Genomic DNA, 14,569 nt, shown 5'->3' on the forward strand with positions numbered 1-14,569 from the left:
TCCATTTACGATAAATTTCTATTTTTTGTTCTTTATTAAATTTAGACATAGTAAAAGACCTAAAAGTGTCTCACTTTTAGGTCTCACTTCATACTAATCGTTGTACTTCTTTTTCTTTAGAATAATTGCCCAAATAATTGTCAAATATTCATGCCCCAGATACCGCTGATTAAAGTCGGAATAGCAATGATTAAAGCAACGGAATTCAGATATTTCACTAAGTGATTCAAATGGCTGTCCATCATGGCGGTGAATAAGCCACTGATTGAATTCAATAGATCCGTATAAACATGGATCATCTTAGTCAGTTGCGCTTGTTTAGTCATTAAACTGGCAATGTCGGCAGAGGAAGCAAGTTGATTCTTTTTTAGATATTCACCAAAAGAGCGTAAGCTTTCTGTTTGATCATCTAATGTGTGTTTGAGGTAGACTAGTTCTCTAGTTAAGTCAGTAACTTTTTTAAGTTCTTTAGTTTTAGTTGTTTCACGTGCAACGGAATCTAAATAATCTATTTTTCTTTTGACAGCATTTAGTTTTTGGTTGATATGATCAAGCTGACTAAATAAATTAGCAAAAATAGCAGAATCTAAATTCCATTGGCTGGTTAATTGTTTAATATCGGAAGCAGTTAAGTTGCTTTTCAAAATTAAGAAAGATTTTTCAGGCATATTATTCACCTCACATTGATTATTTAGTTTAAGATTATCATGTGAGTAGTTATAGACAGATAAGATTAGCTTGAAAGCAAACTTTTTTAGAAAAAATTAAGGAAAAACATATATGGAATTACATTTAATTACAGATACTTATACTTTGAACAATGGCGTTAAGATTCCCGTAATCGGCTTCGGTACTTGGCAAACTCCAAGTGGTGAAGTAGCCAAGGAATCAGTTTTAGCCGCATTGAACGCTGGCTACCGTCATATTGATACCGCTGCAGCTTATGGCAATGAAGAAAGTGTTGGCGAAGCAATTAAGAAGAGCGGCGTTAATCGTCATGATTTATTTGTTACTACTAAGTTGTGGAACGCGGATCACGGCTATGACAAGACAAAGAAAGCAATCGACACTAGTTTAGAAAAGCTTGGTCTGGATTACTTAGATATGTATTTAATTCATTGGCCAAATCCTGCTAACATGCGTGATCATTGGGCAGAGTTAAATGCCGAAAGCTGGCAAGCGATGGAAGAAGCTGTCCAAGCTGGTAAGATTCGTGCAATTGGTGTGTCTAACTTTAGAAAGCATCACTTGGATGAATTGATGAAGACAGCAAAAATTAAGCCAGTTGTTAACCAGAACTACTTGAACCCAAGCGATTTGCAACCGGAAGTTACTGCAGCAAGCAAGGAATACAATATGCTTAATGAAGCTTACAGTCCATTAGGTACAGGTGGTTTGCTTGGTAATGAAACAGTAGGTGAAGTTGCTGAACATTATGGTAAGTCTCCAGCCCAAGTGTTAATTCGTTGGTCGCTGCAACATGGATTTTTGCCATTGCCTAAGTCAGTTCACCCTAAATATATTGCAGCTAATGCAGATGTATTTGATTTTGAAATTAGTCCAGAAGACATGGCCAAGTTAGATGATTTGCGTGGAGCAAGCAAGTTGGCTAACGATCCTGATCAAGTTGATTTTTAATGAAATTAATTAAAAAAGCCGCCCAGAGGACGACCAGTTTTGCTACTTAAAGTAGTTCTTTAGAAGATCTAAAAGAAACTTAAGCAGTTTTTTCACGTACTTTGGAGGTACGACGAAAATAAAGATTATAAATTGACGTGTATACAGCTGGTTACTGTACGTCGACGTGTGGCTCTGCTATTGCAGGGCTTTTTTGTTTAAGGTGAAAAAATGAAGAAAATTACAATGGGAATATTAGCTCACGTTGACGCGGGTAAAACTACGTTATCAGAGGCTCTGCTTTATACAGCAGGAAACTTGCGCAATTTGGGCCGAGTAGATAATGGAGATGCGTTTTTAGATACTAATTCGCTTGAGAAAAAGCGCGGCATTACGATTTTTTTACATGCTGCTAAACTGACGACTAAAGATTTAGATGTTACTTTATTGGATACCCCAGGGCACGTTGACTTTGCGGCGCAGACTGAGGAGACGCTTGGCGTACTAGATTATTCCATCTTAGTGGTCTCAGCTACAGATGGTGTAGTTAGTTACACTAAGGCGTTATGGCGACTGCTCCAGCGTTATAACGTGCCGACCTTTATTTTTGTTAATAAAACTGATATTGCGGGTATTGATCTCAAGCAGGTTTTAGCTGATATTCAAGAGAATCTTGATCAGGGATGCATTGATTTTAATAAGATCGATGATGATTTTTATGAAAATATCGCTGCAGTTGATGACGACTTGCTGGAAAAATATTTAGATGGACAGGCAATTGAAGTGGCTGATATTCAGAAATTGGTTTTACAAAGACAGGTATTCCCTGTGTTCTTTGGTTCAGCATTAAAGCTTACTGGCATTCCTGAATTTTTAGCTGGCTTAGATCAATGGACGAAAGAAAAGGCATTTGGTTCAGACTTTAAGGCAAGATGTTTCAAGATTTCCCATGATCAAAAAGGTGAGCGTCTATCATGGTTGCGGGTTTTAGGTGGCAGCTTAAAAGCTAAAAGCATGCTGGGTGATGAGAAAATCAACCAATTACGCAACTATAACGGCGCCAAGTTCAATGTGGTGCCTGAAGCAACGGCCGGGGATGTTGTAGCAGCTACTGGTCTAAAAGATACTTATCCCGGTGAAGGAATTGGCACGGCAGATACGCACGCGTTCTTTAAGCCTGTTTTGACATATCGGGTAAATCCTGGTGAGCATGACATTCCTGAATGTTTAAAGGCGTTGAAAGTTTTAGAAGATGAAAATCCGCAATTACATGTAACTTGGTCAGAACATTTACAAGAGATCCATGTCCAAGTAATGGGAGAAATCCAGTTAGAAATATTAGAGCAGCTTTTGCAGGAGCGATTTAGTTTAGCAATCAGCTTTGAACAAGGCAATATTTTATATAAAGAAACAATTACTAAACCGATCGAAGCTGTCGGACACTTTGAACCATTGCGCCATTACGCGGAAGTTCACCTACTCCTTGAACCAGGTTCCGAAAACAGTGGCATTATTTTTGAAAATAAGTGTGATTTGGAAGTTCTAACTAAAAATTGGCAGCACCAAATCATGACAGCATTAAAGTCTAAGGAACATTTAGGTGTTTTAACCGGCTCGCCAATTACAGATATGAAAATTACCTTGATCGGTGGGAAGGGCAGTCTAGTGCACTCAGTCGGTGGTGACTTTAGAGAGGCGACGTATCGCGCCATTCGTCAGGGTTTGATGGAGTTGAAAGTTAGAAATGAGCTGCAGCTGCTTGAGCCTTGGTATGATTTTCATTTAGAGGTTGAGCAGGATCAAGTGGGCCGTGCTTTGAATGATATTCAGCGGATGCATGGTAAGTTCGATACGCCTGAAAATAATGAAAATCGAACGATTATTAATGGATCTGCACCAGTTAGTGAGATGCGAGATTATGCGACTGAAGTGCATAGCTATACTCATGGTCAGGGAATATTTGAATGCGTAGTCAAAGGATATTTGCCATGTCATAATGCGGATGAAATAATTGCAGCGAAAGACTATGATCCTGTGTCTGATTTAGAAAATACACCAAACTCTGTATTTTGTTCTCATGGAGCAGGGCATACAGTAACCTGGGATCAAGTGCCGCAGACCGCACATTATCCTTATAGTTACCCATTAGATTAGAGAAAAATTCTTGCGTAAACTGAAATATATGATTACCTGTGAAAGAAATTTCATTTTGCCCTGTAAATAATGAAAGATAACCGCTTACATAGTAAGATAAAACTATGATAGAAAGGTTGATATTAATGACTACAATTCCTTTTAAAGCCGTAGCAGTTGATATGGACGGAACATTTTTAACAGAAAAAAAGACTTTTGATCACGAACTATTTGGCAAAATCCTAAAAAAATTACAAGCAAATAACATTCCATTTATTTCAGCAACGGGTAATCAATTAATTCGTTCACATGAATATTTTGAAGAATTTACTACTGGGATCGATTATGTTTCTGAAAATGGTGCGATCTTAGAGGCAGATGGCAAAGTATTTAAGAGAACGGCAATTGATTATGATATTGCGCAAAAATTATTGAAATTCATTCAGACTGAGTATCCTGAAGCCATCATTATGGTTAGTGCACAACACCACTGCTATATTTTGAAGAGCATGGATCAAGCAGATAAAGATGATATTCGCATTTATTATCGTAAGGTAATGGAGATAGATCAATTTACAGATATCGATCCAAGTGACGCTATTCTAAAGGTTTGTTTGACTGATGATGATGAACTAGCTACTGTGATTCAGAATCGCTTTAATGAAAAATATGGTGATTATATTCGTGGTACTAGCAGTGGCAATATGACGATTGACTTAGTGCACAAGGGCATTAACAAGGCTAAGGGCGTTGCAGATATGCTTAAGCACTATGGTATTGTTCAAAAAGATTTGATTGCGTTTGGCGATGGTGAAAACGATATTGGGATGCTGGAAGCATGCGGTTATAGTTACGCAATGAAGAATGCCAATGAAAAGACCAAGGCGGTAGCGAAATATGAAGCACCATCGAATGATGATAATGGTGTGCTGAAGGTTTTAGCTAAGTATTTGGAGATTGAATGTTAGAAGATAATGTACGTTTTTGGCAATTACTAGATCATTTGATTAATGATTCAAAAATAGTAATTGATGGCCCGAAGGGAAGTAGGCATCCACGCTTTCATGAAACTGTTTATCGTCAAAATCATTAAAAAGCATAGAAAAAAGCTTGAGCAAAACGCTCAAGCTTTTTTGGTCTTAATTATCTAATTAAAACTTGTTCTTGTCCAAAGCAACTGGAGAATCTGGCTTTTCGCCGTTGATTAACTTCAAGTTGTTGTCAAATGCCTTAACAACCATGTTGCGTACAGCGTGAGTGGTGTAGAAGGCAGTGTGTGGAGTTACCAATACGTTTGGACGATCAATTAAGTCTGCCAAACGCTTGTCTGGGAATTCTTTACCTTCCCAATCCTTGTTAAATACACCAACTTCGCCTTCGTAAGTATCCATAACGAAGCCGAAGATCTTGCCTGAGTCCAAACCACGAATTACAGCATCAGTGTCAACAAGTGGACCACGTGAGCAGTTTACAATTACAACGCCGTCTTTCATTTCTGCGATTGACTTGTCGTTGATCATGTGAACGTTAGCTGGTACATCTGGTACGTGAAGTGAAATTACATCAGCTTGCTTGTACAAATCGTCAAGTGAGTCAACGTAGTAACCCTTCTTTTCAAGTTCTGGGTTCTTGAAGATATCGTAAGCAATAACCTTTGCGCCGAAACCTTCCATAATTCTCATAAATACTTGACCAATGTGACCAGTACCAACAACACCGACAACTTGGTCACGAACTTCACGGCCGATAGTTGGTGCCCAACGCAAATCACGTTTAGCCATCTTTTCGTCCATGCGCTTGTCTTGACGTAATACACGTGCAGCTTGAATAGCAGCATGTTCAGCAATAGCGTCTGGTGAGTAAACTGGAACATTAGTAATTTCAAAGCCAAGTTCTTTAGCCTTGTCCATGTCAATGTTGTCGACACCAACGTTACGTAATGACATCTTAGTTACGCCAGCATCTGCCAATGCTTGAAGAGTATCTGCAGTGTAGTCTAATTGTTGGTAAACAACAACACCATCTGCACCCTTAGCAAGCTTTGCAGTTTCAGGAGTCAAAAGCTTATCAGTGTAATCAACATCGATATCCTTGTGAGCTTCCTTCCATTCGTTCAAGAATGGTTCTTCGTCTTTACGAATAGCGTAAGCAAAAATCTTTGTCATAAATTCAACCTCCGTAAAATTTATTAGTATAACCATTCCTCATTATACACTTCACTTTGCTCAACAAAACACAAAAGATCTAATTTTTTTGAGAAAAATCTATAATGAAAGAAGAGGTAAATAATCATGAAGTTAAATCAAAAATGGCTTAGTCAATTGCCAATAGAGAAAATTATTTCGTGTGAATCTGTGCATGGCGGCGACATGAATGAAGCTTTTAGAATTAAAACTGCTAGTAGAACTTATTTCATGAAGGTGCAGCCGAAGAAGCCTGCTTCCTTTTTTGATCATGAAAAAAGAGGACTAAATGAAATGGCTAAAGCTGGGATAAACACTTTACAAGTTTTAGCTAGTGGTCAAATTGAAGGGGATGCATATTTACTTTTAAACTGGCTGGACAGGACCAGCGGCAATCAAGCTGATCTCGGAAAAATGGTCGCAAAAATGCATCAGTATCATCATGAGCAATTTGGTTTTGGCGATACTTATCGAACTCGAATTTTGAAAAAAGACAATCATTGGAATTCCAGTTGGATAGATTTTTACGTTAATCAACGCTTGATGCCCGAAGTTGAATATGCCAAAAAAGTGGGTCGCTGGAATGATTATCGTGAAAAACATTTTCAAAAAATGGTAGCTGCTTTTAAAGATTATTATGCAAAAAATGAAGTTCAGCCCAGCTTGTGTCATGGCGACTTGTGGTGGGGCAACGTGATGTTTGCAAAAGAAAAGCCCTATCTAATTGATCCAGATGCCGTGTATGCAGATCGTGAATTTGATTTAGCGATGACGACAGTTTTCGGCGGCTTCAATGATGAATTTTATGCAGCATACAATGAAATTTATCCTTTAAAACCAGACCTAGAACGGCGTCTTAACTGGTATCGCTTCTATTATCTTTGCATGCATTTAGATTTATTTGGTGAAGAATATGGAGGAGAAGTTGATTATATTTTGAGCAATTTCTAAAGAATTTATTAAGAGAAAAAATAAATAGTGACGCTATGTCAGCCTGCTGATATTATATACTCATAACAAAAATACAACGCAACAAATATAGAGATAAGTTGCAAGAAGGTAACAAATCTTCTAATTCCTTATTAATACATCCTATTGGACATATATTGATTCATACATTGGGTATTGCTTTTACTGGTTGTCCCCTGTGCAACCATAAAAGTGAAGATTGATAAAAAGTCCATCCCCTTTTTGCGAAAGTGAGGAATCAGGCTCCCCTGCAGTATCTCTAGCGTTGAACGTTTTGTTAATCTTGATAAATCATTTTCGCAACATTAGTGATGAGTAGGCTAATGTAAAAAATCTCGTTATTCTCATTCAACACAACTCCCTTAAAAGGATTAGTTTAGAAAAGTCATCTAAGCTAATCCTTTTTCTTTTTTTGGCTATAATTAGTTTTGAAATATTTTTAAAGGGGAAAAATAATGATTTTAATTTCATGGAATATTGATTCATTGAATGCGGCATTAACTGGAATTTCAGCTAGAGCAGAAGAGACGCGTGAAGTTTTAGATAAGATTCATGCTTTAAATCCAGATATTATTGCAATTCAAGAAACTAAACTGCGCGCAACTGGCCCAACTAAAAAGCACCAAGCTGCATTAGCAGAAAAGTTTCCAGAATACGATTATGTTTGGCGTTCATCTGAAGAGCCCGCTCGAAAAGGCTATGCAGGAACAATGTATTTGTACAAAAAGGGATTAACTCCAGCAGTTTCTAAACCAGCAATTGGTGCACCTGAACCAATGGATGAAGAAGGACGAATAATCACTTTAGAATTTGATAAATATTTTGTTACTCAAGTTTATACGCCAAATTCAGGTAATGGCTTAAAACGTTTAGCTGATCGTCAAATCTGGGATCAAAAATATATTGAATATTTGAAAAAGTTAAATGAAGAAAAGCCGGTTTTAGCAAGTGGGGACTATAACTGTGCTCACACCGAAATTGACTTGAAGCATCCCGAAAATAATCATCATTCTGCCGGCTTTACTGATGAAGAAAGAGCAGATTTTACTAATTTACTCGATGCTGGTTTTACCGATACATTTAGAAAAGTTAATGGCAACGTTGAAGGAGTTTATTCTTGGTGGGCTCAAAGAGTTAGAACGGCCAAAGCTAATAACTCAGGCTGGAGAATTGATTACTGGTTAGTAAGCAACCAAATTGCGGATAAAGTAGTTCGCTCAGAGATGATTGATACGGGCAAACGTGCAGACCACTGTCCAATTTTGCTAGAAATAAATCTTTAAATTACCGAAAATACTAGTATAATGAATTTTAAATTAAAATAAGGGTTGAAATTTTTTGAATAACGAGAAAGAAGATTGGGCTTTAGAGCAAGATCTAAAGTACAATCGTCTAACAGCTTTTAAGCTGTTTGCAATGACTAGTTCGATGGTTATTTCCGTGGACGAACTAGCCCCATTTGGTAAAACTGGTGCTACGGCATTATTTTATCTATTGATTGCTGGAATTGCATGGTTTATTCCAATTACTCAAATGGCCGGTGAAATGGCTTCAATTGATGGTTGGGAAAAAGGTGGCATCTTTACCTGGGTTAAAGGCTCTTTAGGAGACAAAATGGGTTGGACCGCAATGTTTTACCAATGGATTCACATTACTGTGGGGATGGACACGATGATGTACGTGATTATTGGTGCATTGTCGATTGCTTTTGGAACTCCTTGGTTTAACACCACGCCAATTGTGCGTTTTATCTTAATGATGATCATTTTATGGGGTGCAACCGCAATTCAAGTTATTGGGATTAGAAAAATCGGACGAATTGCGGAATGGCTATTCATTTTAGGAATTGCGCTTCCGGTAATTTTATTGATTATTTCATTCTTTGTATACTTGGCACAAGGTCATCCAGTTCATATGGTGATTAATTGGCATACGATAGTTCCACATCATTTAAATGGCACTACATTAGTAGCTTTTGTACCATTTATGCTTGCCTTCTGTGGGGGAGAAGCTTCTGCACCACACGTTAAGAACTTAGATCATCCAAAATCTTATTCAAAAGTAATGTTGGCTCTGGCTGCAACTGCAATTTGCTTTGACCTTTTGGGAAGTATGGCAATTGGAATGACTGTTCCTAAAAGTGAAATCCAAAACAGCACAGGTTTCGTTTATACCTATGGCAAACTGTTGACTTCTATCGGATTGCCAGGAGATTTATTGCAAAAGATTGTTGGCGTAATGCTAGCTTGTGGTATTATCGGCGAGCTTGGTAACTGGATCTCTGGTCCTAACCAGGGAATGTACGAAGCTGCTAAAGAAGGCTACATGCCTAAGTTTTTCGCTAAAACAACTAAGCATGGCGTTCCAATTAGAATTATGATTTTGCAATCAGCAATCGTTACTATTTCAGCATTGCTGATTACCTTTACCAGTGGTACCGATGCTGACTTTGCGTTTAATGTTTCATTAGCCGCAACAACAGCACAATATTTGATGGTATATATGATCATGTTAATAGCCTACATGGTTTTGAAGAAAAAACATGAAGATTATCACCGCATGTACTACATGAGCAAGAATCCAAAATTGAGTATTGCAATTTTGGCTTTGATTATCACAGTTGTCGCATTCTTTGTTACTTTTGTACCTGCTCAAGGAACTGCAGCAGGATTACGTGGAATCTATGTCTGGACATTAATTGGCATGTGCGCGATCGTTTCAATTTTGCCGTTAGTTCTTTATCACTGGCATGAAAAATGGCAAAAACAATAAATGAAAAGCATTCGTTTTAAAAAACGGATGCTTTTTTAGTAGAATTAGACCAAATGAGGTGAAAAAATGTCGAATGTGATGCGGGATGCAATCTTAAATGGTTTTTATGATGAAAAGATTTTAGGGAATAATTTTTTTAGTCCCAAACTTTTAGCGAATGAGCAAGATGAAAAAATATGGCTAACTTTGCGAGAGGAATTATATCACTGTCAAAGTTTTACTTGGACTGTAGCCTTTATTACGCAGGATATGCTCGTACCATTAAAAGTCGTTTTAGCTGATTTAGCAGCTAAAGGCGTGGGCGGAACAATAATTACTAGCAATTATTTAAATTTCAATAACCCACGCGTATTTGAAGAGTTGGCAAAAATTCCTAACTTAAAAGTGAAAATTGCGGATGAGGCGGGTTTTCATGTTAAGGGCTATTTATTTGAACACGAAGATTATCAAACACTTGTAATTGGTAGTGCTAATTTTACCCGTTCAGCCATGCTTAGCAATTATGAATGGGCATTAAAAGCTAGCTCGCGCAATCAAGCCGATTTAACTAAACAATTAGCGCAGAAAATTTCTAGATTGGAAGATAATAGTTTTGATCTTAACGCTCAATGGCTAGCTGATTATAAGAATAACTGGCAGCCCGCACCGGTTGCGCATCTAACCAAATCAAAAACAAAAATTGTCCCTAATAAGATGCAGCAAGCAGCGCTCAGAAATTTACAGGGCCTAGTAGATAATGGCGAAAAAAGAGGCCTCGTTGTTTCGGCGACAGGTACAGGGAAAACGTATTTAGGTGCTTTTGCGGTTAAGGATTTTAAACCGAAAAGATTTTTATATGTTGTGCACCGCGAGCAAATCGCTAAAAAGTCGCTTGCAAGTTTTTATCATGTAATTGGTGGAAAAAAGCAGGATTATGGCTTGCTCAATGGAAATAAGCATGATAAGAATAAAAAATATTTATTTGCGACGATTCAAACTTTATCTCAACCGGATATGCTAAAAAGCTTTGATCCAAATGAATTCGATTATATTTTAATCGACGAAGCGCATAGAGCAGCTGCACCAAGCTATCAAAAGATTTTGCAGTATTTTAAGCCGCAATTTTTATTAGGTATGACGGCTACGCCTGAACGAACCGATGAACAAAATGTGTATCAAATTTTCGATTATAATTTGGCCTACGATATTCGGTTGCGGGATGCATTAGAAGATAAGATGCTGACGCCATTTCATTATGTCGGTGTACAAGATTATGAGTTAAACGGCCAATCAATTGATGAAACAACTGATTTACGCTATTTAGTATCAGAAGATCGCGTAAATTATGTTTTGAAAGAAATTGATTATTATGGCTATTGCGGCGATCAAGCCAAGGGACTCGTTTTTTGCAGTAGAAAAGAGGAAGCACGCGAATTAGCTGACCTTTTCTCAGAGAAAGACCATCCTGCTGTCGCTTTAACCAATGAAGACAGCGAAAGTACCCGTAATAAAATTGTGCAAAAATTAGTTGCTGGTGAAATTGAATATATCGTGGCAGTAGACTTATTTAACGAGGGGATTGATATTCCTGCTTTGAACCAAATCATTATGCTGCGCAATACTGAATCAAGTATTGTTTTTATCCAGCAATTAGGTCGAGGATTAAGAAAATATCCTGGTAAAGAATTCGTGACAGTTCTGGATTTTATCGGTAATTATAAGAATAATTACATGATTCCAATTGCCCTTAATCACGATACAAGTCGCGATAAGGATCAAGCCAAAAGAGAGGCGCGGTTACCTCACTTTATTGATGTTTCTACGATTAACTTTAGTAAAGTTGCATCTGAAAAGATTTTAGCTTCACTAGATCAAATAAAGTTAGACAATATGCGGGAATTGCGGCAGAGTTATCAAAGCTTGAAGAATAAATTGGGTCGCATTCCTTTATTGCATGATTTTGCTCAATATGGTTCAGTTTCGCCAATGGTTTTTGCTAATAATCGCGGACTTGATAATTACGCCGCATTTTTAATTAAAATGGGTGAAGCAGTAAAGCTAAATAATTATGAAAATGCAGTTCTAAGTTTTTTAACTAAAGAGCTTTTGAATGGCAAGCGCTCTCATGAACTAATTTTGTTGCAGATGCTATTGAAGCAGAAACAGGTCAACCAGGAAGACTTTGTCTCAGAATTACGCAAAAAGGAAATCTATGTAAATAAAGCAGTTTTGAATTCGATAGACGATATATTATCGCTTGATTTTTTTGATGTTAAGCAAGGTAAAACTACTAAGAAGGCGCAATATGGTGATCAACCCGTGGTAGTTCATAGCAGTTTGTTTGATTATGAATTAAATCAGGAATTATTAAATGCTTTAACTCAAAATAAATGGTTCAAAGATCTGTTTAAAGATGCAATTGAAACAGGTTTGCTATTAAGTACTAATTATGACCAGCAAAAGCAATTTACTTTATACCAACAATATGATCGAAAAGATGCTTGCAGATTATTGAATTGGCCTCGGGATGTTTCTGCACCGATGTATGGTTATCGTGTAGGTGATCATGATACGCCGATTTTTATTACTTATCGAAAAGATGATCAAGAAAAGCGGAATGCTTTATATCACAATACTTTAGAAAATGGACGTAGCTTACGTTGGTATACAAGAGTGCCACGACATTTGGATTCAGAAGAAGTGCAGCGATTGTTGAAGACACCAGACATGCATATCCATGTTTTTGTTAAAAGAAGCGATGCCGATGGCAAGCAGTTCTTCTATTTAGGTGAGGCACAAATTCAATCTGATTCGGTTAAGGAAGAATTATTAGGACCAAAAAAGAAGCCTGCCGTAGGGATGAATTTATTGTTGAAGCGGCCGTTAAAAACGAGTATGTCAGAACTTTTATTTGAATAATAAAAAAGACTTTTCCAAATTTTAGGAAAAGTCTTTTTGTTTTATCCTGCGATAAATGTATATGGTTTAATATGATTCAAAATTTGATATCCGACTTGTTTTTGAGCATTTTCGTCACCCGCAGTTTGATTTAGGAACATAATTAAACCATTGCGATTATCAGTCGTCATTTGGAACCAAATACCAAAGTGGGTACCACCAAGATTTCCGTATGCCGATTTTATGGTGTCGTTGTTATCAAGATAAATACCACCGGAATAGTTATTAACCCTGCTTCTTAAGTGAGTAAGGTAATAGAAGTCTGATTTATTTAAAATTGCACCATTGGATAGGCCAACTTGAATTTTGTAATAATCCATTGGGGTAGTAAACATGTTGGCCGCACCTACAAGTTGGGAAGCCTGTGTTTTAGTTATATATTCAGGATCTTGATAATTTTTGACATTCCAAATGTATGAGATGGGATCAGTTTTCCAGCTAGGAATATTTTGGTAAAGATAGGTATTTGCTAATCCTAATTTGTTAACAATACGATTATTAAAATTAGTTTCATATGATTGACCACTAACCTTTTTGATAATACCCGCTAATAGGATGTAATTTGTATTGTTGTAGAAATAAGTGCCAGGAGTACCTGAATCAGTGGAATTAGCATTATCAATTGCCCATTTAACTGCATCATCTTCTGAATAGTCGGTCCCGCGATCAGCTTCCGTATTTACAGCGTTAATTCCAGAAGTGTGGGTCATTAGTTGACCTAGTGTAATATTGTCGGCGTTTTTTAGCTCAGGATACCAACGTGAGATCTTAGTGTTTTGACTAAAACGTTCACTTGTATGCCATTTTTCGTTCATTAATTGAACAACCATGGCAGCAGTCACTACTTTTTGTAAAGAGGCAGTCGGATAGACTACGCTATCATTACCGTTGCCTATTCTTTTGCCATACCAAGCCCAACCATAGCTGATTTGTTGAGGTTTACCATTTTTTATAATAACTGTGCTTCCTCGACTGTTGCTTTGAGCTAGAGTGTTTCGTACGTAGCTACGCATTGCACTTCTAGAATAGCTGCTCGCTTGCACCTTATCTGTGTTTGAAGAAATAATTGTTGGTGTAGCAGTAGAAAATAGAGCGGCAACTGCTAATCCGGTGAGTATTTGTTTAAAAATTTTGAAGGCCTCCCTTTAAAGTGTCTAACTTACATTTTAGCGCGATCTTTGCCCTATACAAGTTCAAAATAATAAAGAAAACATTTCAATCATATTATGCTTCAGTTTATTTTGGTTAAATGGCAATAATTTGTTAATATTCTATATTGAATAAATTTGGAAAGGAAAAGTTATGGCAGTAAAAAAGATCATTCATGATCAAGTATTTTTAAGTCAAAAATCGACATTAGCAAGCAAAGAAGATCTGAATACGGCGCTGGATTTGCGTGATACGCTTTTAGCAAATAGAAGCAAAGCAGCTGGCTTAGCCGCAAATATGATTGGCAAACCTAAAAGAATTATTGCTTTCTATATTGGAAGTTTACCTTTCGTGATGATTAATCCTAAAATTATTAAGAAGAATGGTAAGTATACGACTGAAGAGGAATGCTTATCTTTAAGCGGTCAACGTCAGGCAATTCGCTATAAGAATATAACCGTTACTTATCAGAATCTTAATCTTGAAGAAGTAACGCAAGATTTTTCGGAATTTATTGCAGAAACTATTCAACATGAGATAGATCATTGCAATGGAATTTTAATTTAAAAAAGTTGAAAAAATAACTTGCCAAAAAAGAGAAAGTAGGGTAAATTAATAAAGTCGTCTTGAGAGATGACGAAGAGCTCGAGAGCTTTAAAAAAAGTTTTTGAAAAAAAGACTTGCAAAGTTAAAGCAAAACGAGTAATATATTTAAATGTCGTCAGGCGAGAGCCGAGGCGACGAAAAATAAATCAAAAAAGTTCTTGACAAAGGATTTGAGATTTGATAAAATATAAAAGCCGTCTGGT

The 14,569-nt window shown here is 37.0% G+C and carries 12 protein-coding genes; 9 read left to right on the top strand and 3 right to left on the bottom strand.

From position 1 onward, the window contains the following. Positions 1-140: 140 nt before the first annotated feature. Positions 141-668, bottom strand: a complete 528-nt coding sequence (locus tag CP368_RS07015; protein WP_233185827.1) for a CorA family divalent cation transporter — start codon at positions 666-668, stop codon at positions 141-143. A 112-nt stretch (positions 669-780) separates the two neighbouring features. Between CP368_RS07015 and CP368_RS07020 the strand changes: the two genes are divergently transcribed. From CP368_RS07020 to CP368_RS10980, 4 genes are all read left to right on the top strand, one after another. Further along, a complete protein-coding gene (locus CP368_RS07020; protein WP_098045901.1) occupies positions 781-1,638 on the top strand; it encodes an aldo/keto reductase in 858 nt (285 codons plus the stop codon). A 210-nt stretch (positions 1,639-1,848) separates the two neighbouring features. Then, entirely contained in the window at positions 1,849-3,771 is a 1,923-nt protein-coding gene (locus CP368_RS07025) for a translation factor GTPase family protein (RefSeq protein ID WP_098045902.1), read from the top strand. A gap of 125 nt (positions 3,772-3,896) precedes the next feature. After that, positions 3,897-4,718, top strand: a complete 822-nt coding sequence (locus tag CP368_RS07030; protein WP_087176801.1) for a Cof-type HAD-IIB family hydrolase — start codon at positions 3,897-3,899, stop codon at positions 4,716-4,718. After that, positions 4,712-4,843 (top strand): hypothetical protein, encoded by a 132-nt coding sequence (locus CP368_RS10980; protein WP_255404983.1) that lies wholly within the window; start codon positions 4,712-4,714, stop codon positions 4,841-4,843. Before CP368_RS07030 ends, CP368_RS10980 begins: the two co-directional genes overlap by 7 nt. Positions 4,844-4,901: 58 nt before the next feature. On the opposite strand, the gene CP368_RS07035 is transcribed toward CP368_RS10980, so the two are convergent. Further along, a complete protein-coding gene (locus tag CP368_RS07035) occupies positions 4,902-5,915 on the bottom strand; it encodes a D-2-hydroxyacid dehydrogenase (protein ID WP_025006113.1) in 1,014 nt (337 codons plus the stop codon). Between the two features lie 126 nt (positions 5,916-6,041). Here CP368_RS07035 and CP368_RS07040 point away from each other — a divergent pair, with 126 nt between their 5' ends. The 4 genes from CP368_RS07040 to CP368_RS07055 all read left to right on the top strand — a co-directional run bounded on the left by CP368_RS07040 (position 6,042) and on the right by CP368_RS07055 (position 12,572). Then, positions 6,042-6,884: a fructosamine kinase family protein gene (locus CP368_RS07040; RefSeq protein ID WP_098036904.1), complete on the top strand. Its 843-nt coding sequence runs from the start codon at positions 6,042-6,044 to the stop codon at positions 6,882-6,884. 473 nt (positions 6,885-7,357) lie between these two features. Continuing rightward, positions 7,358-8,185: an exodeoxyribonuclease III gene (locus tag CP368_RS07045; protein ID WP_098045903.1), complete on the top strand. Its 828-nt coding sequence runs from the start codon at positions 7,358-7,360 to the stop codon at positions 8,183-8,185. 55 nt (positions 8,186-8,240) lie between these two features. Then, positions 8,241-9,674 carry an amino acid permease gene (locus tag CP368_RS07050; RefSeq protein WP_098045904.1) on the top strand — a complete coding sequence of 478 codons (1,434 nt, stop codon included), beginning with the start codon at positions 8,241-8,243 and terminating at the stop codon, positions 9,672-9,674. Positions 9,675-9,740: 66 nt separating this feature from the next. Next, the gene (locus CP368_RS07055) at positions 9,741-12,572 is read left to right on the top strand and encodes a DUF3427 domain-containing protein (protein ID WP_098045905.1); all 2,832 of its coding nucleotides are present in this window, start codon (positions 9,741-9,743) and stop codon (positions 12,570-12,572) included. 41 nt (positions 12,573-12,613) lie between these two features. Here CP368_RS07055 and CP368_RS07060 read toward each other — a convergent pair whose 3' ends face one another. After that, positions 12,614-13,624: a serine hydrolase gene (locus tag CP368_RS07060; RefSeq protein ID WP_162607015.1), complete on the bottom strand. Its 1,011-nt coding sequence runs from the start codon at positions 13,622-13,624 to the stop codon at positions 12,614-12,616. A gap of 289 nt (positions 13,625-13,913) precedes the next feature. Here CP368_RS07060 and CP368_RS07065 point away from each other — a divergent pair, with 289 nt between their 5' ends. Next, entirely contained in the window at positions 13,914-14,327 is a 414-nt protein-coding gene (locus CP368_RS07065; RefSeq protein WP_087176806.1) for a peptide deformylase, read from the top strand. Positions 14,328-14,569 lie beyond the last annotated feature (242 nt).

Origin of the sequence: Lactobacillus sp. UMNPBX17, assembly GCF_002553735.1 — a bacterium.
Lineage (GTDB): Bacteria > Bacillota > Bacilli > Lactobacillales > Lactobacillaceae > Lactobacillus > Lactobacillus gallinarum.

What these genes read in the sequence shown, in the direction of transcription:
- CP368_RS07015 (WP_233185827.1), bottom strand. Translation starts at nt 668, where the DNA reads ATGCCTGAAAAATCTTTCTTAATTTTGAAAAGCAACTTAACTGCTTCC.
- CP368_RS07020 (WP_098045901.1), top strand. Translation starts at nt 781, where the DNA reads ATGGAATTACATTTAATTACAGATACTTATACTTTGAACAATGGCGTT.
- CP368_RS07025 (WP_098045902.1), top strand. Translation starts at nt 1,849, where the DNA reads ATGAAGAAAATTACAATGGGAATATTAGCTCACGTTGACGCGGGTAAA.
- CP368_RS07030 (WP_087176801.1), top strand. Translation starts at nt 3,897, where the DNA reads ATGACTACAATTCCTTTTAAAGCCGTAGCAGTTGATATGGACGGAACA.
- CP368_RS10980 (WP_255404983.1), top strand. Translation starts at nt 4,712, where the DNA reads ATGTTAGAAGATAATGTACGTTTTTGGCAATTACTAGATCATTTGATT.
- CP368_RS07035 (WP_025006113.1), bottom strand. Translation starts at nt 5,915, where the DNA reads ATGACAAAGATTTTTGCTTACGCTATTCGTAAAGACGAAGAACCATTC.
- CP368_RS07040 (WP_098036904.1), top strand. Translation starts at nt 6,042, where the DNA reads ATGAAGTTAAATCAAAAATGGCTTAGTCAATTGCCAATAGAGAAAATT.
- CP368_RS07045 (WP_098045903.1), top strand. Translation starts at nt 7,358, where the DNA reads ATGATTTTAATTTCATGGAATATTGATTCATTGAATGCGGCATTAACT.
- CP368_RS07055 (WP_098045905.1), top strand. Translation starts at nt 9,741, where the DNA reads ATGTCGAATGTGATGCGGGATGCAATCTTAAATGGTTTTTATGATGAA.
- CP368_RS07060 (WP_162607015.1), bottom strand. Translation starts at nt 13,624, where the DNA reads ATGCGTAGCTACGTACGAAACACTCTAGCTCAAAGCAACAGTCGAGGA.
- CP368_RS07065 (WP_087176806.1), top strand. Translation starts at nt 13,914, where the DNA reads ATGGCAGTAAAAAAGATCATTCATGATCAAGTATTTTTAAGTCAAAAA.